This window comes from Flavobacterium sp., assembly GCF_027483985.1.
Taxonomy (GTDB): Bacteria; Bacteroidota; Bacteroidia; order Flavobacteriales; family Flavobacteriaceae; genus Flavobacterium.
Genome location: NZ_JAIXTJ010000043.1, coordinates 85,412 through 104,711 on the forward strand (window position 1 = coordinate 85,412; position 19,300 = coordinate 104,711).

General features: G+C 31.3%; 23 protein-coding genes. 10 read left to right on the top strand and 13 right to left on the bottom strand.

Annotated features, from left to right (window positions below; genetic code table 11):
• Positions 1-38: 38 nt before the first annotated feature.
• The 7 genes from Q0050_RS11710 to Q0050_RS11740 all read left to right on the top strand — a co-directional run bounded on the left by Q0050_RS11710 (position 39) and on the right by Q0050_RS11740 (position 3,871).
• Entirely contained in the window at positions 39-572 is a 534-nt protein-coding gene (locus tag Q0050_RS11710; protein ID WP_298395879.1) for a GNAT family N-acetyltransferase, read from the top strand.
• Between the two features lie 14 nt (positions 573-586).
• The gene (gene mltG, locus Q0050_RS11715; protein ID WP_298395882.1) at positions 587-1,621 is read left to right on the top strand and encodes an endolytic transglycosylase MltG; all 1,035 of its coding nucleotides are present in this window, start codon (positions 587-589) and stop codon (positions 1,619-1,621) included.
• Between the two features lie 68 nt (positions 1,622-1,689).
• The gene (locus Q0050_RS11720; protein WP_298395885.1) at positions 1,690-1,857 is read left to right on the top strand and encodes a hypothetical protein; all 168 of its coding nucleotides are present in this window, start codon (positions 1,690-1,692) and stop codon (positions 1,855-1,857) included.
• Positions 1,844-2,074 (top strand): hypothetical protein, encoded by a 231-nt coding sequence (locus tag Q0050_RS11725; RefSeq protein ID WP_298395888.1) that lies wholly within the window; start codon positions 1,844-1,846, stop codon positions 2,072-2,074. The genes Q0050_RS11720 and Q0050_RS11725 overlap by 14 nt, the downstream gene beginning before the upstream one ends.
• 18 nt (positions 2,075-2,092) lie before the next feature.
• Positions 2,093-2,215, top strand: coding sequence for a PIN domain-containing protein (locus tag Q0050_RS11730; protein WP_298395968.1), 123 nt, complete (start codon positions 2,093-2,095; stop codon positions 2,213-2,215).
• A 4-nt stretch (positions 2,216-2,219) separates the two neighbouring features.
• On the top strand, positions 2,220-3,137 hold the full coding sequence (locus Q0050_RS11735) for a DUF2279 domain-containing protein (RefSeq protein ID WP_298395891.1): 918 nt from the start codon (positions 2,220-2,222) through the stop codon (positions 3,135-3,137).
• A 98-nt stretch (positions 3,138-3,235) separates the two neighbouring features.
• The gene (locus tag Q0050_RS11740; RefSeq protein ID WP_298395895.1) at positions 3,236-3,871 is read left to right on the top strand and encodes a peptidoglycan-binding protein LysM; all 636 of its coding nucleotides are present in this window, start codon (positions 3,236-3,238) and stop codon (positions 3,869-3,871) included.
• Position 3,872: 1 nt separating this feature from the next.
• On the opposite strand, the gene Q0050_RS11745 is transcribed toward Q0050_RS11740, so the two are convergent.
• The 7 genes from Q0050_RS11745 to dnaA all read right to left on the bottom strand — a co-directional run bounded on the left by Q0050_RS11745 (position 3,873) and on the right by dnaA (position 10,751).
• The gene (locus Q0050_RS11745) at positions 3,873-6,557 is read right to left on the bottom strand and encodes a TonB-dependent receptor (RefSeq protein WP_298395897.1); all 2,685 of its coding nucleotides are present in this window, start codon (positions 6,555-6,557) and stop codon (positions 3,873-3,875) included.
• Positions 6,547-7,290, bottom strand: coding sequence for a GLPGLI family protein (locus tag Q0050_RS11750; RefSeq protein WP_298395900.1), 744 nt, complete (start codon positions 7,288-7,290; stop codon positions 6,547-6,549). Before Q0050_RS11750 ends, Q0050_RS11745 begins: the two co-directional genes overlap by 11 nt.
• Positions 7,291-7,337: 47 nt before the next feature.
• Positions 7,338-7,619 carry a hypothetical protein gene (locus Q0050_RS11755; protein WP_298395902.1) on the bottom strand — a complete coding sequence of 94 codons (282 nt, stop codon included), beginning with the start codon at positions 7,617-7,619 and terminating at the stop codon, positions 7,338-7,340.
• Between the two features lie 32 nt (positions 7,620-7,651).
• Positions 7,652-7,930, bottom strand: coding sequence for a hypothetical protein (locus Q0050_RS11760; protein ID WP_298395905.1), 279 nt, complete (start codon positions 7,928-7,930; stop codon positions 7,652-7,654).
• A gap of 142 nt (positions 7,931-8,072) precedes the next feature.
• On the bottom strand, positions 8,073-8,798 hold the full coding sequence (locus tag Q0050_RS11765; RefSeq protein WP_298395908.1) for an SAM-dependent methyltransferase: 726 nt from the start codon (positions 8,796-8,798) through the stop codon (positions 8,073-8,075).
• Complete coding sequence (locus Q0050_RS11770; protein ID WP_298395911.1) at positions 8,798-9,265, bottom strand: low molecular weight protein-tyrosine-phosphatase; 468 nt, start codon at positions 9,263-9,265, stop codon at positions 8,798-8,800. The genes Q0050_RS11765 and Q0050_RS11770 overlap by 1 nt, the downstream gene beginning before the upstream one ends.
• Positions 9,266-9,323: 58 nt before the next feature.
• Entirely contained in the window at positions 9,324-10,751 is a 1,428-nt protein-coding gene (gene dnaA / locus Q0050_RS11775) for a chromosomal replication initiator protein DnaA (protein WP_298395913.1), read from the bottom strand.
• 186 nt (positions 10,752-10,937) lie between these two features.
• Here dnaA and Q0050_RS11780 point away from each other — a divergent pair, with 186 nt between their 5' ends.
• Positions 10,938-11,342: a thioesterase family protein gene (locus Q0050_RS11780; RefSeq protein WP_298395916.1), complete on the top strand. Its 405-nt coding sequence runs from the start codon at positions 10,938-10,940 to the stop codon at positions 11,340-11,342.
• A gap of 78 nt (positions 11,343-11,420) precedes the next feature.
• Here Q0050_RS11780 and Q0050_RS11785 read toward each other — a convergent pair whose 3' ends face one another.
• The 5 genes from Q0050_RS11785 to ribD all read right to left on the bottom strand — a co-directional run bounded on the left by Q0050_RS11785 (position 11,421) and on the right by ribD (position 16,215).
• A complete protein-coding gene (locus Q0050_RS11785) occupies positions 11,421-13,004 on the bottom strand; it encodes a T9SS type A sorting domain-containing protein (protein ID WP_298395919.1) in 1,584 nt (527 codons plus the stop codon).
• Positions 13,005-13,006: 2 nt separating this feature from the next.
• The gene (locus Q0050_RS11790) at positions 13,007-13,531 is read right to left on the bottom strand and encodes a hypothetical protein (RefSeq protein ID WP_298395922.1); all 525 of its coding nucleotides are present in this window, start codon (positions 13,529-13,531) and stop codon (positions 13,007-13,009) included.
• Positions 13,532-13,997: 466 nt separating this feature from the next.
• Complete coding sequence (locus Q0050_RS11795; RefSeq protein WP_298395925.1) at positions 13,998-14,600, bottom strand: YigZ family protein; 603 nt, start codon at positions 14,598-14,600, stop codon at positions 13,998-14,000.
• Positions 14,601-14,603: 3 nt separating this feature from the next.
• Positions 14,604-15,215 (bottom strand): HAD family phosphatase, encoded by a 612-nt coding sequence (locus Q0050_RS11800; RefSeq protein ID WP_298395927.1) that lies wholly within the window; start codon positions 15,213-15,215, stop codon positions 14,604-14,606.
• Positions 15,208-16,215, bottom strand: coding sequence for a bifunctional diaminohydroxyphosphoribosylaminopyrimidine deaminase/5-amino-6-(5-phosphoribosylamino)uracil reductase RibD (gene ribD / locus Q0050_RS11805; RefSeq protein ID WP_298395930.1), 1,008 nt, complete (start codon positions 16,213-16,215; stop codon positions 15,208-15,210). The genes Q0050_RS11800 and ribD overlap by 8 nt, the downstream gene beginning before the upstream one ends.
• 260 nt (positions 16,216-16,475) lie before the next feature.
• Here ribD and Q0050_RS11810 point away from each other — a divergent pair, with 260 nt between their 5' ends.
• Together Q0050_RS11810 and prmC are read left to right on the top strand one after the other, a co-directional pair.
• Complete coding sequence (locus Q0050_RS11810; protein WP_298395933.1) at positions 16,476-16,976, top strand: GNAT family N-acetyltransferase; 501 nt, start codon at positions 16,476-16,478, stop codon at positions 16,974-16,976.
• A gap of 19 nt (positions 16,977-16,995) precedes the next feature.
• Positions 16,996-17,853 (top strand): peptide chain release factor N(5)-glutamine methyltransferase, encoded by an 858-nt coding sequence (prmC, locus tag Q0050_RS11815; RefSeq protein ID WP_298395971.1) that lies wholly within the window; start codon positions 16,996-16,998, stop codon positions 17,851-17,853.
• Between the two features lie 54 nt (positions 17,854-17,907).
• Here prmC and Q0050_RS11820 read toward each other — a convergent pair whose 3' ends face one another.
• The gene (locus Q0050_RS11820; RefSeq protein WP_298395935.1) at positions 17,908-19,152 is read right to left on the bottom strand and encodes an ABC transporter permease; all 1,245 of its coding nucleotides are present in this window, start codon (positions 19,150-19,152) and stop codon (positions 17,908-17,910) included.
• Between the last annotated feature and the right edge of the window lie 148 nt (positions 19,153-19,300).

Genomic DNA, 19,300 nt, shown 5'->3' on the forward strand with positions numbered 1-19,300 from the left:
CATTCCGTAGGAATCTCACATTAATGATTACTAATTAGATGATAACACTTAAAGGAACAAACATTTATTTACGCGCACTCGAGCCAGAGGATTTGGAGTTTGTCTATGCTATAGAAAACAACGAATCTATTTGGAATATGAGTAATACACAAACGCCTTACAGCAAATTTTTGATTCGTCAATATCTTGAAAATGCGCATCAAGATCTTTATGAAGCCAAGCAATTGCGGCTTGCAATTTGCAAAAATAACACTTTTGAAGCTGTAGGATTAATCGATTTATTTGATTTTGATCCTGTGAATAATCGTGCCGGAATTGGTATATTAATACAAAATGAAACCAATCGAGGCCACGGAATCGGTAAGGAGGCACTTGGTTTATTAATCGATTATAGTTTTAATCAGTTGCAATTGCATCAACTTTATGCAAATATTGGTGTTGACAATGAAGCAAGTTTAAACCTTTTTACTACTTTTGGATTTCAGAAAATTGGCGTCAAGAAAGATTGGATTTATCAGAATAATTCCTTTCAAGACGAAGCATTTTTTCAGTTAATCAATCATCAACATTAAAATTTATATCTGTTTTGAATAAAAAATTAAAAACCATTTTAGGAATTGGAGGCATTCTGTTCCTTGTTGTAGCTGCTTTTATTTTCATCAAGTTTTTTTCTTCCAATACTAAATTTTCGAAAGAAGAACTGTATGTAGAAGTTCCAACAGGAGCTACTTATGAGGATGTAAAACGAATTGTTTCGCCCTACGTTGACAATATGAGTGGTTTTGAAATGATGGCCAGTCTTAGAAAATATGATCAAAACGTAAAACCAGGCCGTTTTTTATTTAAAAAAGGAATGGGTAATTTTAAGCTTGTAGCTGCGATGCGTCGCAATGTTCCGGTGAAATTAGCTTTTAACAATCAGGAACGTCTAGAAAATTTGTGTGTTAGAATTAGTTCGCAAATCGAGCCCGATACTACCAAATTACTAGCTACTTTTAGAGATTCACTTTTCTTGAAACAAAATGGATTCACCAAAGACAATGTTATTGCAATGTTTATTCCAAATTCATATGAGTTTTATTGGAACGTTTCTGCCGAGAAATTTCGTGAAAAGATGCTAAAAGAGTACACTAATTTTTGGACTAAAGAGCGTTTGCAAAAAGCAGAAAATTTAGGATTGACACCAGTTCAAGTAATCACGTTAGCTTCCATTGTGCATAAAGAAACCGTTAAAAAAAGTGAACGACCAGTTGTGGCTAAAGTATATTTGAATCGATTAGAACAAGGAATGCCTTTGCAAGCTGATCCAACAGTGATTTATGCTTTAAAATCTAGAGATAACGATTTTGATCAAGTGATTAAACGAGTGTTGTATAACGATTTATTGATTTCGTCACCTTATAACACTTATGTAAATCAAGGTTTGCCGCCAGGACCAATTGCGATGCCTGATATTGATGCAATCGATGCCGTTTTGACACCAGACAATAATGATTACATTTATTTTTGTGCGAGTGTAGAAAAATTTGGTTACCACGAGTTTGCTTCTACATATGCACAACATCAGGTGAATGCTAAAAAGTATGCAGATTGGTTGAATGGAACCGGAACAAAGCGATAATGTTAAAAATAGCTCTTAATGGATTTATTTTTAAAATTAAAATGTAACTTTGATAAAAAAGGATAGTTATGACAATAATAATCAAGAGTAAGACAACTAAAATTGAAGTTGAAAAAATGTTATTGCAGTTTACCAAATCCAAATCAAAAAAATCTTTAAGAACTGTTTTTGGAAAACATCCTATTGCAGTAGATGCTGTTTCTTTTCAAAAAAAGTTAAGAAATGAGTGGGATTGATTTTTTAGCCGATACTAACTTCTTAATTTTTACTTTGCAAGGAAATTCAATAGTTGAACCTTTTTTAGATTACAATATTGGGATTTCCTTCATTTCTGAAATGGAATTGTTGGGTGTTTTTAATATTTCCAAAATTCAAAAATCCAATATGCAAAGTATTATCGACGAATGTTTTGTTATTGATATGAGTACAGAAATTAAGAAAAAAGCAATATAGTTAAAGTAAAAATATAAAATTAAATTGCCAGATGCAATTATAGCTGCTACAGCAATTGAGTTAGCTGTACCTTTTATTACTGCTGATGCTGATTTTAAAGTTATTAAAGAATTAGATTTATTATTTTTGGAATACGATTAATTTTATGAAAATTAAATTTCTTTTATTTTCCTTTATATACTTATTAAATTGTGCTACTGGATTTTCTCAAAATAAATTCGATTCTTTTTTCAAACCTTCAGATTCGTTAAATAAGTCAAGACAACGTGCCGTTATCTTAACCGAGACTGCTGTAGCTTCTGCTGGATTGGTAGGTTTAAATCAGCTTTGGTATGCTGATTATCCAAAGTCTAGCTTTCATTTTATTAATGATAATGATGAATGGCTTCAAATGGATAAAGCAGGTCACGTGTTTTCAGCTTATCATTTGGGAAGTTATGGTGCTAACGCTTTGAAGTGGAGTGGAAGTAGTAAAAAAAACCAACTTTTATATGGTTCTTCGGTCGGATTTGCTTTTTTGACCGTCGTTGAAGTTTTTGATGGCTTTTCACAAGAATGGGGTGCATCTTCTGGTGATTTAATTGCAAATGCAGGTGGAACTGCTCTTTATGTTTCTCAAGAATTGCTTTGGGAAGAGCAACGCATCGTTCCGAAGTTTTCCTTTCATACTACTTCTTTTGCTGCTGTTCGTCCGAATACTTTGGGAAGTACTTTGTCGGAACAAATTTTAAAAGATTATAATGGCCAAACCTATTGGTTGTCGATGAATTTACATTCTTTTTTTAAGACATCAAAAGTACCCAAATGGCTTAATTTGGCTGTTGGATATGGTGCTAAAGGTTTGGTCGCTGGAAGAAGTGAAACAGCTGCCGATTTATCCCTTCCTTTTTACAAAAGAGAGCGCCAATTTTACCTTAGTTTGGATGCAGATTTGACAAAAATTCAAACAAAATCACATTTTTTAAAGACTTTTTTCTCCATTTTTAATGCTATTAAAATTCCTGCTCCAACGATTGAATTCAATGGTTCACAGCGTGTTAAATGGTATGGTTTTTACTTTTAGAAAACTTTAACTGCTTGATTTTCAATTTTATTTAAAAATATGTTGTATATTTGCACCGTCAATATCAAGATGGTGACAGCACTTGGAAAATACAAAATATGATAAATAGATGGTCGTTTTACATAGGAATCGTTGTGTTAATTGGATTTATAAGTTCTGCTTTTAAACCAATAGAATCTTTTCATCATAACTGGTTTTATGTAGACGAAAATGAAGAATTGTTGTATCAATTTCCTTCAGAAAAACCTTCCGATTACATCAATACTTCTATCCCTTTTACTGGCAAATATTTTATTGGTTTTAAAGAAGCGGTTGCTTTTAAAGAATCACAAGGAAAGTACGGTAAAGTAAATTCTTTAGGATATTTAGGAAAATATCAATTTGGTACTTCTACGTTAGCTTCTATCGGTATAAAAGATAGTATGTTGTTTTTAAGAAATCCTAAATTACAAGAGAAAGCTTTTATTGCCTTGTTAAAGAAAAACAAATGGGAATTAAGAGAAGTAATCAAAGAATATCGTGGTAAAATGATTGATGGAGTAAGAATTACTGAATCAGGTATTTTAGCAGCTGCGCATCTTGGTGGAGCAGGTTCGGTAAGAAAATTTCTAGAATCTAACGGAAGAAAAAAATGTAAGGACAATTACGGAACTTCTGTAAAGTCTTATATGAAAGAGTTTGGTGGTTATGAAACTCATAATATCAAGCCAGAAAGTCATCCGAAGATTAAATAAGTTATAATTTATAACTTACGGAAAGCATAAAAACTCTTGGTAAAACAAAAGTCCTTCTTTCGGTAATCATAAAATCAGAAAAAGAATAATCGTTTTTTACCTCGTTGTCGAATAAATTATTGACAAATAACTCAAAACCAAATGGACTATTTTTCTTTTGATAACGCAGTGAGGTATTGGCAATATCATAAAAATTGGTTTGATTAAAATTATCTGTATTTTTTAAATTTTCGTAATCTATTCTAAAAGTAAAATATTTTTTGAAAGTAAATTCAACTTCTGAAGTTAGTTCATCTGATTTATAATTGCTTTTTGTAATTCCGTTAAATTGGCTGAAACCTTTGTTATAACCAATGCTTATGTCTGGCCATTTTTTGTATGCTGTTTTAAAGGTCAATCCAACAGTTTGATTATTTCTATCATTTGAAGTTATAACATTATTTACTGATTGTAAATAGTTAAACCAACTTAAATTAGAGTTTAATTTCAAGTTAAAACGATAGATTTTTTTGCTTACTGAACCCATAAATCTCCAATTGGTTTCAGGATTATCGGTTAAAATAGGTGTAGAAAATTGATTTATTCCGCTAAGTTGAATTTCATTTCTTGTAGTTTTAACCTTTTTATTGAAGCTTGCTGTAGCATTCCAAATAATACCTCGATACATATTCATTTTAGAATATCTCAAGTTGGCTGCATGATATTGTTCGTTTTCTAAAAGTGCATTACCTTTAAATACTGAATTATAACTTTGCAAAGTAAATTGATTGGCCATTTGGCTTACTTCTGGAAATGTATTAGAGAGTTTGTAATTGAAACTTAAACTTTCCGATTTATTAAATTCAAATTCGCTATTGAATTGTGGTTGTAATAAGGTTTTTGAAATAGTTAAATCTAATTGGTTTTGGTTAGTATTAAGATTGTACCAATGCCAATATAATCCTGGTTTGTTCGTCCATTTTCCTATTTTGAATTTATATTCTAGTCCAATGTAAGCGTCGTTTAATTGGTATTTTACATTATTTCCGAAACCATCAATTCCAAAATTGTTGATAGTTCCGTTGGTTAATAATTGCTTTTCGGATGTTTCAAAATTTGAATTTATATAATTGTTTCCAACATTAGTGTATAAATGATTAAAGTTGTTTACTATCCAATAATGTTTAAAAAGAGCATCAACATTATTACTTTTTACTCTTTTAATTTGGTCAATAGTATAGTTGGTGTCATTTTGTAAAGGAATTAATCCAGTTAAAAAAGTTTGATTGGTCAACCAACGATTTTGTGGCGTATTTTTTTCGTAGGCTTGATTAATTACAAGTGTGGTTGTATGATGTTCGTTATAACTTTTGTGCCATTCAACAAACTGTTTTACTGCAACATTATCTGCTTTAGAAATAGTTTCAAAAGTATTTGAATTGACATTTGTACTTGAATTGATGATGTTGTCAATATCATTGGCACTTGATTGAAATTGAGAATTATAATAGATTTTTTCTTTTTTATTCGGTGAATAATCTAACTTTATGTTTCCTATTCCTAATATACTTCTTGATTTGTTATCTTGAAGTTTGTCTTCAAATGAGATTGTGGTATTTTGAAGATAGTCATTTTCACTTTCAATTTTGGACTGCATAAATACTTTAGAGAATATACCAAATCCAGAAATGGCTAATTTTGGTGAAGTATCAAAACTAAAATTGAGTGCGCCAAATTGTGATTTATTTTGAACTACATCTGTATTGTCATTAGTATAAGAAAACAAATTGGTTAATGATTTTCTGTCGGATAAAAAACTACTCACGCCACCTTGAAAACGCATTAAATCTTCAAATGTAAAAGTGCTTTTACCTATGTTATTGATATCGCCAATAAAACTCAAATTGGTTTTGGGAGCGTAATAGAATAAACCAGCATGTGCTAAATGAAAACCATTATTGTTTGCAACTTCCGCTCCAGCTTCAATATCTCCAAAAACAAACTTCTTTTTATTTTCTTTTAATTTTACGTTCATAGCCAAGTCATCACTATCTGAAACTTGTTTCATAAACCCCACATCATTAAAGTGATCGATAACTTCAATTTTATCAAGTGCATCAGCAGGAATATTCTCTACAGCAAGTTTAGAACCACCACCAAAAAATGATTTTCCTTCTACCATCATTTTGGTAACTTTTTTACCTTGAACAGTTACATTTCCTTTTTTATCTACTTCAACCCCAGGAAGTTTTTCAAGAATTTCTTTCATTTTTCGCTCATTGCCATTGGCAAAAGCTTTGATGTCGTAGGTAAGTGTGTCTTTCTTTATTACAATGGGTTTGTACTCGTGTTTGATAACAATTTCTTTGAGTACTTCACCAGTTGCTTTTAGTTTAAAATCGTGTGTAGTTATGGTTGAGTTGGTTTCTAGAATTATTACTTCTTCTGTATAACCAATGTAGGAAACAGTTATTTCGTATTTTACATTGTCTTCTAACTCTAATCTATAGCGACCTTTATTATCTGCAATAGCAAATTTTAACGTTGCTTTTTCTTGAAGTGGTTTAGCTATAATGTTTGCGGACTCTAGAGGTCTTTGTTTATCGTCGAAAACCACACCTGTAATGGTGTGGTTTTGTGAAAATGATTTACATATAAATAAAAAAAAATAAAATTTATATATCAAATAAATATTATTACTTATCATTATCCTTTGCCATTTGAAGCATATTTTCTATTTTCTCACTTGTAATTTTATAAAATTCATCTAAAGAAATAATCCTTTTTGCAGTTGGTTTTACAATATTTACTAACTTTTTGAAATCTATTGATTTTAATCCAATTGTTACTTTTTCTTCTTGAATTTCTAAAATAAGACCTGGCAAGCCAGAGTATTGTGTAGGTCCAAATGAATAAGGCAAAGAAGGGCAATACCAAGCCACAACAGGTTCTGAGTATAATTTTTCTAAATATTTCTTTGTTTTTAATGTTTTCGCTTTATAACACAAAAAGCCATCGATATATTTTGTTTCGTTAGTAAGTTCCCAATTTAATATTGGTTCTATTTTGATAACAAAATCATTTTTCCCAAAAAGGCTATTGTAACTATTTTTTGCGCATAAAATTTCTTTAAAATCTACATTGTTGTAGATTAAATCAAATGGAGTACAAAAAGAATTTACTGTATTTGCTGCTAATGGATTAACCTTTAAATCTTCAACTTGATAGAAAATAGATTCTTTAATGTTAAAATCTAAATTATATTCAATACTTTTACTTGCATTAATAGCATCTGCAATTATTCCAAATTTTTTATCTGCTTCCAATAATTTTTCATTGGTCACTATCTCTATTTTGTATACAATTCTTCCAGAAGTATTTTGTGAAAAAATTGAAAAGAAACTCATTAAAAATGAAGTAATAATTATTGTTTTTTTCATTTTTTTTTAATTATCTATTAAATTATCCAACTATTTATTATTGTTAATTAATTACCTCCTTTCATACAACCCACAAAAGCGCCAAACGCCAATGAGTTAACAAAGTCAGGTTCATTAGGATAAATTTCAGTAAAAGTTTCTTTTACATCTTGTTGAACTTTAAAGCAGTATCCGCATAAATCACAAGTTTTTGCTTGTTTTTTTGACTTTTTGTTTGATGCTTTAACATATGTTTTTCTTTCTTTTTTATTATTTTCTTTTTTTTCAGTTGCCAAACTAGTATTACAAATAGCAAGAAGAAAAATTGTTGCATATAAGATTTTTTTCATAATTTAAAAATTTAAAATAAATAAAACTTGATTTATAGTGGATAATTTATACAAGCATCAAAAACTCCATCTGCAATATTTCCTGCTTGTTCTGGTCCTAACATATCTAAGTATGCTTTATAAACTTTAGCCCAATTTACCATACATTCCCAAAAAGGTTTTACCACTGCTGCATTAACTTTTTGATTTAATACTAATTCACTGTTTGGCAAATTTATTTGTCTAATAACTTCTTCATCAGCAATCGTATTTGCCATTGATACACTACTAAAAGCTACCAATGCGATAGCTGTAAACATTAATTTTTTCATTTTAATAATGGTTTAAATTTATAAATAGTTTTTTGGTTAACCATTGTAAAGTTGAAAAAAAAAAAAATGATTCTTACAATAAAGCCAATTAAATTAACATTTATTTAACAAGTTAAGATTTTGTAAGTTGTTTTAAAATAGCTTAATACATTTTATGAATAATGTAGATCGTTGGGCGATTGTGTAAATCGATGGTTGTTTTTTTCCATTCAAAAACTTTCATTGTTTTGATGTATTCTGTAGGAAGTGTGATATCTGCAGCTATGCATAAATGAGTATTCGGTTGCAGTGTTTGCAATAGATCTTCTAGAAATTTATTGTTGCGGTAAGGCGTTTCTATAAAAATTTGCGACTGATTCTTATCGAAAGATAATTTTTCAAAACTTTTTACGGCCGCTTTTTTATCTGATTTATCTATGGGTAAGTAGCCGTTGAAAGCAAAACTTTGACCGTTCATTCCGCTTCCCATCATCGCTAAAAGTATGGACGATGGTCCAACCAACGGAACTACTTGAATGCCTTTTTCGTGTGCTAACTTTACAATAACCGCTCCAGGATCAGCAACGCCAGGACAACCTGCTTCACTCATTAAACCTACATTAATTCCTTGCAAACACGGTTGAATCATTTCGTTGTGTTCAGAAACATCGGTGTGTTTGTTTAAAGAACTTAGCACTAATGACGATTGTACTTTCTCTGGATTAATGCTTTTAATAAATTTTCGAGCTGATTTTTCGTTTTCAACAATGTAGCAATCTATAAATTCGATAGCTCTTCTAACCGTTTGAGGCAATACATCGTGTGGATTACTCTCGCCTAGAGTCGTTGGTATTAGGTATAAAATTCCTTTAAGGTTTGCTGGTTTCATTAAACGTGTTTTGCGATTAGTTTTTTAGCTAAGCTGTCTGTAGCTTCATCTAGCATTTCGTACACCATATCAAATCCGTTTTGTAAACCATAATAAGGATCTGGAACATCTACTTTGTCTCCAGGAAATAATTCGTCAAGTATTAGTTGAACTTTATTTTTATCTTGTTCGTTCTTCGCTAAGAAAAGTACGTCATCATAATTCGCTCCATCCATTACATAGATGTAATCAAATTCTTCAAAAAATTTGGGTGTAAAGTGTTTGCCTCTTTGCTGAGAAATATCTAAACCATTTTTTTTGGCTGTAGCTATAGAGCGTTCGTCGGGTTGTTTTCCAACGTGCCAATGACCTGTTCCTGCCGAATCTACTAGAAATTTATCTTTAGGTAGTTTCGCAGCGAGAAGTCCTTCTGCCAAAGGCGAACGGCATATATTGCCTAAGCAAACCATTAAAATTTTAACGGGCATAGTGATTGTATAGTTTCAGATTGTTACTTTCAGTTACAAAAGTAAGAAATGCAGTTCACTATAACGATAATTTTTTGTGAATATCTTCAACAAATTTCTTGAATTGCTTGTCGGTTGAAACCAAATTGTCAACGGTTTTGCAAGCGTGTAAAACGGTAGCGTGATCTCTATCACCAATTTGTGATCCGATATTTGCTAAAGATGCTTTTGTGAACTTTTTAGCAAAAAACATAGCTAACTGTCGGGCTTGCACCACGTGGCGTTTTCTTGTTTTAGACTGCAAAGTGTCGATATCCAACTGAAAGTAATCTGATACTACTTTTTGAATGTAGTCAATTGATATTTCGCGTTTAACATTTTTAACAAATTTCTCTACAATACTTTTAGCTAAATCAAGTGTTACTTCTTTCTTGTTAAAAGAAGATTGTGCAATTAAAGAGATTATTGCGCCTTCAAGTTCACGAACATTCGATTTAATATTTTGCGCAACATATTCAATAATTTCATTAGGCATTTCAACACCATCACGATAAAGTATGTTGTTCAAGATAGAAACTCTTGTTTCGTAGTCGGGTTGGTGCAATTCGGCAGATAAACCCCATTTGAAACGAGATAACAAACGTTGTTCGATATCTTGCATGTCAACAGGAGCTTTGTCAGAAGTAAGAATTACTTGTTTTCCATTTTGGTGTAGGTAATTAAAAATGTGAAAGAATACATCTTGCGTACCTGATTTTCCTGATAAGAATTGAACATCATCAATGATTAACACGTCTATTAATTGATAGAAGTGAATGAAATCATTACGGTTGTTCTTTTTAACAGAATCTATATATTGTTGTGTGAATACTTCAGCAGAAATATACAACACGGTTTTTTCTGGATATTTGTCTTTTATTTCAACACCAATAGCGTGCGCTAAATGCGTTTTTCCTAAACCAACACCACCAAAAATTAAAAGCGGATTGAACGACGTTCCACCAGGTTTGTTGGCAACAGCCATACCTGCAGAACGCGCTAGTCTATTAGAATCACCTTCTAAAAAGTTATCAAAACTATAATTTGGATTCAGTTGTGATTCAATTTTTAAATTTCTAATTCCTGGAATTACAAACGGATTTTTTAATTCTGGATTTAGGTTTTTAAACGGTGCATCAACTTCTTGTGATTTTATTGGACTACGGTGTGCAGATGGCAATTGTTCCGTAAACGGTTGTTTATTGCCATAAGTGTTTTCCATTTTAATTTTATAGAGTAACTTTGCGTTTTTTCCAAGTTCTTTGGTTAGGGCAACTTTTAGTAATTTCACATAATGTTCTTCTAGCCATTCGTAAAAGAATTTACTTGGAACTTGAATATACAATGCGTTATCAGAAAGTTCAACTGACTTAATTGGTTCAAACCATGTTTTGTAGGCTTGCTCTTGAATATTGTCCTTTATAAATGACAGACAGTTTTCCCATACCGATTGCGCAGTTTTGTTCATGTTCTTGTTAAAATTACTAATTTTGTTTAAAGGTTCTCTTACAAAAAAAAAGGAGATTTTCTTTGTGTTTTTTGGGTTAACAAATATGTGAACAATTTTCTTTAAAAAAAAATTAAATGGTATTGATTTTTTAAAATTTTTGTTGTAACGAGCGAATTTAATATAGATAAAAAGCAAATAAAATAGATGAACGGACACGAAGTAGAAGTTAGAGTTAGATATGGTGAAACCGACCAAATGGGTGTGGTTTATCACGGCAGTTATGTGCCTTATTTTGAGATAGGAAGAGTGGAATGGCTTAGAAACAAAGGGGTTTCGTATAAATTGCTTGAAGAAAGCGGTGTAGCTTTACCGATTGTATCCATGCATTTGAATTATAAAAAACCAGCGCGCTATGATGATCTGTTGACTATTGTTACGAAGTTGAAACATTACAGCGGAGTTAAGATTGAATTTGATTGCGAAATTCGTAACGAAAACCAAGAGTTATTAACAACTGCTCATTTTATTCTCGTTTTTGTGGACACAAAAAGCGGAAAACCTATTGTTCCTCCGGGTTATATTTTAGAAATTTTAAAGGAAGTAATTTAATCTTTCAATTTTATCTCAATTTCAAATAAATTAGTAAAAATGTCGACTACTTGTTCGGCATTTTTTTAACTGAAAAATTTAGATTTTTATTATTTTGAATATAATTTTTTGATGATTTTTATTTTCTAACTCAATAAAATAAAAGCCAGATTGGGTTTCAATTGAATTAGTATAAGTATCAACTCTACTTATTTTTTCTTGTTTTACTATTTGTCCTAAATAATTGCGAATAGTTATCGTATAATTTTCAAAAGTGGAATTAAATTTTATATTGAAAACTCCAGTTGTAGGATTTGGATAAATTGAAAAGATCGATGAATCTAGAGTATTGTTTGAAAGATTATCTGGTGATAACTTTATTATCCAGTAGTCTAAATTAGTTGCAATTTCAGTCTTTTCCCCAGAAATACTAGATTTTGAGTTAGAACCTATAATTATTCCATTATCTGATGTAGATTGAATTTTTATATTATAATCTTGGTCATTACCACCAATTGTTTTATTCCAAAGAATAGTTCCGTTTTCATCAATTTTAACAATCCATATATCTTCTAATCCTCTACTATTTTCTGTTTTATCACCTGAAATTGGTGACATAGATGGACCAGCTAATAAAAATTTTCCATCTGTTGTTATGGCAATTGATGCTATTCCATCTCTTAATGTTCCACCAATAGCTTTTTGCCAGATTATTTCACCCAAAGAATTCAGTTTTATTACCCAAAAATCAGCATCACCTTTTGAAACTTCTGTTTTATTTCCTGATATACTTGAATAAGAATTGCCACCTAACAAGAAACCATTATCATTAGTTCCATAGGCTATTGAGCATTGGTCTTCTTCTGTTCCGCCAATTGTTTTTTGCCATTCAATATTTTTATCTAAATCTAACTTAACAATCCAAAAGTCATTTTGACCATAACAATTTTCAGTTTTATTTCCAGAAATACTTGAACTTGAATATCCACCAATTATATAACCGTTATCCGATGTTTTGTTGAATGAAGTAAGTGTTTCATTACTTGATCCTCCTAGTGTTTTTTGCCATATTATGTTTCCTAATTCATCAAGTTCTAAAACCCAATAATCATAAATTCCATAATTTATCTCGCTTTTATCTCCTGAAATTGATGAAGCTGAAATTGCACCAATTAATATGTTATTATTACTTAAAATATTTAGCGACATTGGTTGATCAGCATTACTACCTCCAATAGATTTTTGCCAAAGAATAGTTCCAGTATTGTTTAATTTTAAAAGCCAAATGTCATCTACTCCGTTTGTATTTATAGTTTTATCGCCAGCAATATTTGAACTTGAAGCTCCTATAACAATAAAACCACCATCTGTAGTTTCTTTAATTAATGTGTTGCTATTAATACCATTCGCTTTGATTGTGTTCTGCCATACAATAGTGCCAACAGCATTCAATTTTACAATCCAAAAATCAAAAGTTCCAAAAAATTGTTCAGTCTTATCTCTTGAAATTACGGAATTAGAATATCCACCTATAATGTATCCGCCATCTGTAGTTTGACTTATATCTGTTATTCTATCAATTTGGTTTCCACCAATAGTATTCTGCCATTCTATTGTAGGAGTTTGGGCATTGATATTGCAACAATAACCAATGAATAGTATTATGATTACAACATTTTTCATGATTATGGTTTATAGAATATAGTTTCTACTTTAGCTCCAGATTCTGTGTCTTTTCTTAATTTGTAATAATATTGACTTAATAATTTATCGAATAGCTCAGGATCTTTGACTTGAATTGAACTCAATTCTTCAATTGTTACATTCATAGAGAGTAAAGTTTCGGATGATAGTAATACACCGCCAATAAAAGGTTCGTCATTACATAGAACACCTCTTGTACAATCTAAAATTGCAAATCCAGTACCAGAAGATAAATTAGTTTGACTAGGAGCAAGTTGAGCAATATTTACTCGGTAATTATAAGTATGATGGCTAACTATAGGAATTTCCTCAACTGTAGCAGTCATTGTGTTTGGTGCTTCATTTTGTGGGAAAGTATAAGTAAATCCTTTTTGAAATTTATCTTCTGCAAGTAGGTTTCTACAAACATTTGCAGTTCCATTACCATTGTCAGTAGTACTTATAATGACATTGCCACTTATATCAGTTCTTTTATAGGGTTGATATAGACTTTCTACTGTGTTCATTACATAACTAAGACTATAACCAGGTAAGCCTTGTAAAGGATTTAAAATATAATTTCTCATAGCGCTTCATTGACTAGGTGTAAAAAATAAGGTTCGGGTATTTGGAAATGAAGAATCATAATTTTAATTATATTTAAAAAACTCATCGTTTCCAAAAGGAATAGGAGGTGTTTGACTACTGAAATAATTTAATCCATTGTTAAAATTAAAAACATTAATTCTGACATTCAGTACCAATGGTGTTAATGGGTTGTCAATAATTGTTGGATTATTGATTATATTTAACTTTTGAGTAATAAACTCTTAAGAATCAAAAGTTGACCAAAATGTTGTAGTTACTTGTGAAAATGAGTTTAGGCCGCAAAGTAGGAAAAGAAGTATTGTTTTTTTCATAATTATTTAATAATTAAGTGTTTTGAATTATAAAAGTAGTTTTTTTATTTTAACAAATTCAAAAAAGCTCCATTTATTTCAATTTTATCTCAATTTCAAATAAATTAGTAAAAATGTCGACTATTTGTTTGGCATTTTTTTTGCGTGTTGCTATTTCAATTTCGCAACTCTCGTGCATGTTTTGAGCGATGATTTCGAGATTTTTTTCTTTGATTACTCGCATTACTTTGTTCATGTTTTTGTAATCAAACGATACTATGTAATGTATGTTAATTGTTTTTTCAATAATTTCTGATGCTTCCAATGCCATTTGTGCTGATGTTCTGTAAGCTGAGATCAATCCGCCAACGCCTAATTTAATACCGCCAAAAAATCGAACTACTACGATTAGTATGTTGGTTAGTCCAAAAGATTGAATTTGACCATAAATTGGAGCTCCGGCCGAATTGCTTGGTTCGCCATCATCGTTGGCTCTGTATTGAATTTTATCGGTTCCGATTTGAAAAGCGTAGCAAAAGTGTACGGCACCAGTATGTTGCTTTCGTAAACTATCTAAATGGTTTTTGATTTCTTCTTCTGAAGTAACTGGAAATGCGTAGCCAAAAAACTTACTGTTTTTTTCTTTGAATAAAATTTCTTCCGATGGCGAGGCAATGGTATTGTAGGTATCGTTCAAAACTTAAAGCGGCAACTGTTTTTGATTGAACAAATCTACCACGTCTTCTTTTCCAACTTCAAGATTCCACACGTGAAGTCCTAAACTTGCTGCTGCATCAGTATTTACTTTTTTATCATCTACAAATAACGTGCGTTTTGGAGATAAGTCGTATTTATTCATAATGGTGGTGAATATGGCTGGATCTGGTTTTCGCATTCCCATTTCATAGGAGTAGAAGACTTTTTCAAAGCATTGATAGAAATCACTAAAAAACGAAATACCTACGTTATGTTCGAATCGGCTAATGTGAATTTCGTCGGTATTGGTTAAGAGAAATAAGCGGTATTTTTTGTACGAAAGCATTTGAAGAAACTCTAATCTATACAGCGGAAATTCTCCTATAATCGTATTCCAAGCTCCACGAATATCTTCTAAACCAGCATTTGGAATAAATTGGTGGAATGCTTCTAGAAATTGCAATTCGGTTACTTTTCCTTTTTCAAATAAATCATTTATTTCAATAAGCTCTTTTTTAGGTTCGTGAAGGCCCAATTTTTGGAAGGCTTCTATTTGAGCTTGCTTTTCTAAATTGATAAAAATATCACCAAAATCAAAAATTATTGTATCAATCATGATTATAAAAAGTTAAAAGTTCATCGGTAATTAGGTTTTCTTTTTTAATTTTTTTCGAATGTATACTTGGAGCTTTTGTGCCTTCATTTAAAAAAAGTGATCCTTTAAAAACTCGTGCTTCGTCCCAAATATTTTCGTCAATAAACGTTTGCAAAGTTTGTCTTCCGCCTTCAATAAATACTGATTGTAGTTCTTTATTGTATAAGAAATCAGCAATTTGAATTCCGATATTTTTTGAAAAATCTATTTCGTTGGCTGAAAGCGTTATGGTTTTTGCTTGATTATCAAAGATATGACTTTCTTTCGAAATTCTATGATTTTGGTCCAAAACAATTCTAATAGGATTATTTCCTTTCCAATCTCTTGTAGTCAAACTTGGATTATCGTCTATAACCGTTTGTGTTCCTACTAAAATTGCTTGTTCTTCGCTTCTCCATTTGTGAACTAATTGGCGAGAGAATTCATTAGTAATCCAATAAGGTTCTTTGTTATCTTTAGTTAATGGAGCGATAAATCCGTCCTGACTTTCGGCCCATTTCAAGATGATATAAGGACGTTTTTTGTTGTGGAAAGTAAAAAAGCGTTGGTTTAATTCATTGCATTCCTCTTCCAAAACGCCAACAACAACTTTTTTTCCGGCTTCGATGAGTTTTTTTATACCGTTTCCAGCTACTTTCGCAAAAGGATCTATCGTTCCGATGACAACGTTTGGAATTTTACTTTGAATGATTAAGTCTGCACATGGCGGTGTTTTTCCAAAATGACTGCAAGGTTCTAAACTAACATATATCGTTGCTTTCGATAGCAGTGATTGATCTTTGACCGAATTGATGGCATTTACTTCGGCGTGTGCTTCACCTGATTTTTTGTGCCAACCTTCTCCAATGATTTCGTCATTATATACAACAACACTGCCAACCAACGGATTGGGATAGGTTGTTCCTAAACCATTTTTGGCTAATTGTAAGCAACGTTTGATGTATTTTTCGTTCGAATTCATTTTGCAAAAATAGGATTTTATCTTTACAATAGTATTCGCTATTAGTCATAGTTTGAATCTTAAAAAGGTGTTTGGTGGAAGCTGATTTTTAATATCAATTTAATTTGATTAGTCGTTTTAGTTATAGCTTACAATTTTTATTGTTCCAATGATTCTATGTTGTAAAAACAAATACGTTATTTTTGTGCTGTAATTTATACTTTCAAAGCCTATGGTTTTTGAATTTTCTACTTTTACTAACGAATTTTGATTTTTTAGAAATGATAATTAGAGAAATCCAATCTGATGATAACGAACAAATTGCTGCGGTAATTCGTCAAGTTTTTATATCGGATGATTATCCAAAAACAGGAACTGCTTTTGCCGACGTTCAATTGGATTTTATGTTTGAAAACTACAATACTTCAAGAGCCATTTATTTTGTTGTTGTTGATACTGAAATAAATTCAGCATTTTATGGAAAAATAATTGGTGGAGCAGGAGTAAATCAGTTGGATAATTCGAAAGAAAATATTTGTGAATTACAAAAAATGTACTTTTTAAAAGAAGCACGAGGTAAAGGAATTGGCTACCAATTAATATTGAAATGTATTGAACAAGCTAAGATTTTTGGATACGAACAATGTTATTTAGAAACCTTGCCACAAATGGAAGTAGCTCAAAATTTGTATAAAAAAGTCGGTTTTGAATACCTTAACGAACCACTTGGCGGCACAGGTCATACTAGTTGTCCGGTTTGGATGTTGAAGCGATTGGTTTAATTTATTTTAAGAAAAAATGATGTTGATAAAAGAATATAAAGCTACGTTTCTACAAATGCTCGTTCCGTTGTATGATGAAATGGAAGCAGAAAGTTTTTTTCATATTATTTTGGAATTTATTCACCAAAAAAAACGTCTTGATTTGGCATTAAATCCAGATATGACAATGACTGAAGAGGAGTTTTCTCGTTGGCAAAGTATTGTTGCAGATTTAAAAATCGAAAAACCTATACAATATATCTTAGGGCAAACTGAATTTTATGGATTGCCATTTAATGTTAACGAACACACCTTGATTCCGAGACCAGAAACCGAAGAATTGGTTGATTTAATCGTAAATAAGTATTCCGATGAAGCAGTTTTTGATTCAGAATTAAAAATTCTTGATATCGGAACGGGTAGTGGATGCATTGCGATTTCGTTAGCTAAAAATCTGCCGAATGCTAAAGTTTATGCCATAGATGTTTCAGATAAAGCATTAGAAACCGCTCGACACAATGCTGAAATTAATCAGGTTGAAGTTGGTTTTATCCTAAAAAATATTCTTGAAACCGAAGATTTGGGCGAACAATATACTGTAATAGTTTCGAATCCGCCTTATGTTAGAAATCTTGAAAAAGCCGAAATAAAAGCCAATGTTTTAGCATTTGAACCACATTTAGCTTTGTTTGTTGACGATGAAGATGCGTTGCTTTTTTATAGGAAAATTGCGCAATTAGCTAAGCAAAATTTGACACAAAACGGGAAGTTGTTTTTTGAAATCAATCAGTATTTAGGTAAAGAAACTGTTGCATTATTACAAAACTTAGGATTTCATTCTGTTCAATTACTACAAGATATTTACGGAAATGATCGAATGATTTGCTGTGGAATTTGATTAATTCTCAGGAATCTCGTAGTTTACCTAAAGGCTTTTTTCTGAAAAATTGTACTATTCGTACCTTAAAGCTTCGATAGGATCCAATTTAGATGCTTTTATTGCTGGATATAATCCTGACACGATTGCTACAATGAAACTTGTGATTACAGCAGCAAGAATTGCGCCCCACGGAATTACGAATCCGAATTTCATTAAGGACGCCATTAGATAGCCAATTGCCATTCCTAAAACAATTCCAACTAAACCACCAATTTGAGCAATTATCAGGGTTTCCATAAAGAATTGCCAAGCGATGGTTCCTTTTTTGGCGCCAAGTGATTTTCTAACACCGATTTCTCTTGTTCTATCAGTTACAGAAACAATCATGATGTTCATTAAGGCAATTGATGATCCTAAAATCGTAATGATACTAATTACCCAAGCAGCAACACTTAAATAAACTGTTATATTGGCAATTCGGTTGGCTAAATCGTCACTTCTTGAAATTCCAAAATTAGTTTCTTCCACCGGACTTAGTTTTCTAATTTGTCGCATTGTAACGGTTGCATCGTTTACAGCACTTTCTAGAAGCTCTTTTTTGTCTACCATTGAACTTACTGTGTAATTGATGTTAGGTGTTGAAAATATAGAACGTGCGACTTGAATAGGAATAAGAATTCGTAAATCTTGGTTGTTTCCAAAGGTGGAACCTTTTTCTTTTAAAACGCCAATTACTTTAAATTTTGCTCCTCTTATAGACAGTATTTTATCAATTGGGTTTACGTCTTTTAGCAAACCTTTAGTGACAAAATCACTACCAATAACGCAGACATAAGCATTGTTAGAAATATCGAACGGGTTGAAGTTTCTACCATTTACAAATTCTAAACCTGAATTGTTGGCATAAAGGTCATCTACACCAAGTACGCTTATTTCTGGATCCGTTTTTTCGTTTTCATATTTTACTTCTGCAGTTGCAGTTGCTGTGAAGGAAACCGAAGTATGCGTAAACGGATAATCATATTTTTCTTTAAAAGCTTTGGCTTCGGGATAAGAAATGATAGGATTTATTTTTTCAATTTCGCCACCACCTTGATTTCTTGTCGAAAACTCATACTGGTTGATGTTGAAGGTATTCGAACCCATCGAAGCAAATTTAGAATTCAATTCGTTGTCAATAGCAGATACTACTGTTAGAATTCCGACTAAAGCTGTGATTCCTATGGCGATAATAACTATGGTCAAAATCGTACGCAAAAGTTGTGCGCGAATCGAACCCAAAGCAATCTTAATATTTTCTCTGAAAACTGCATTCATAATACCTATTTGTCACGAAATTACATTATTTGTTACAAGTTTGTGTTATAAGAATTACAAATTATTTTAAAAAGTATGATATTTGTACCATAAATTCAGATATCTGCTTTTAGAGATTAGATTTAAGTTCTAAAATACCATCTGAAAA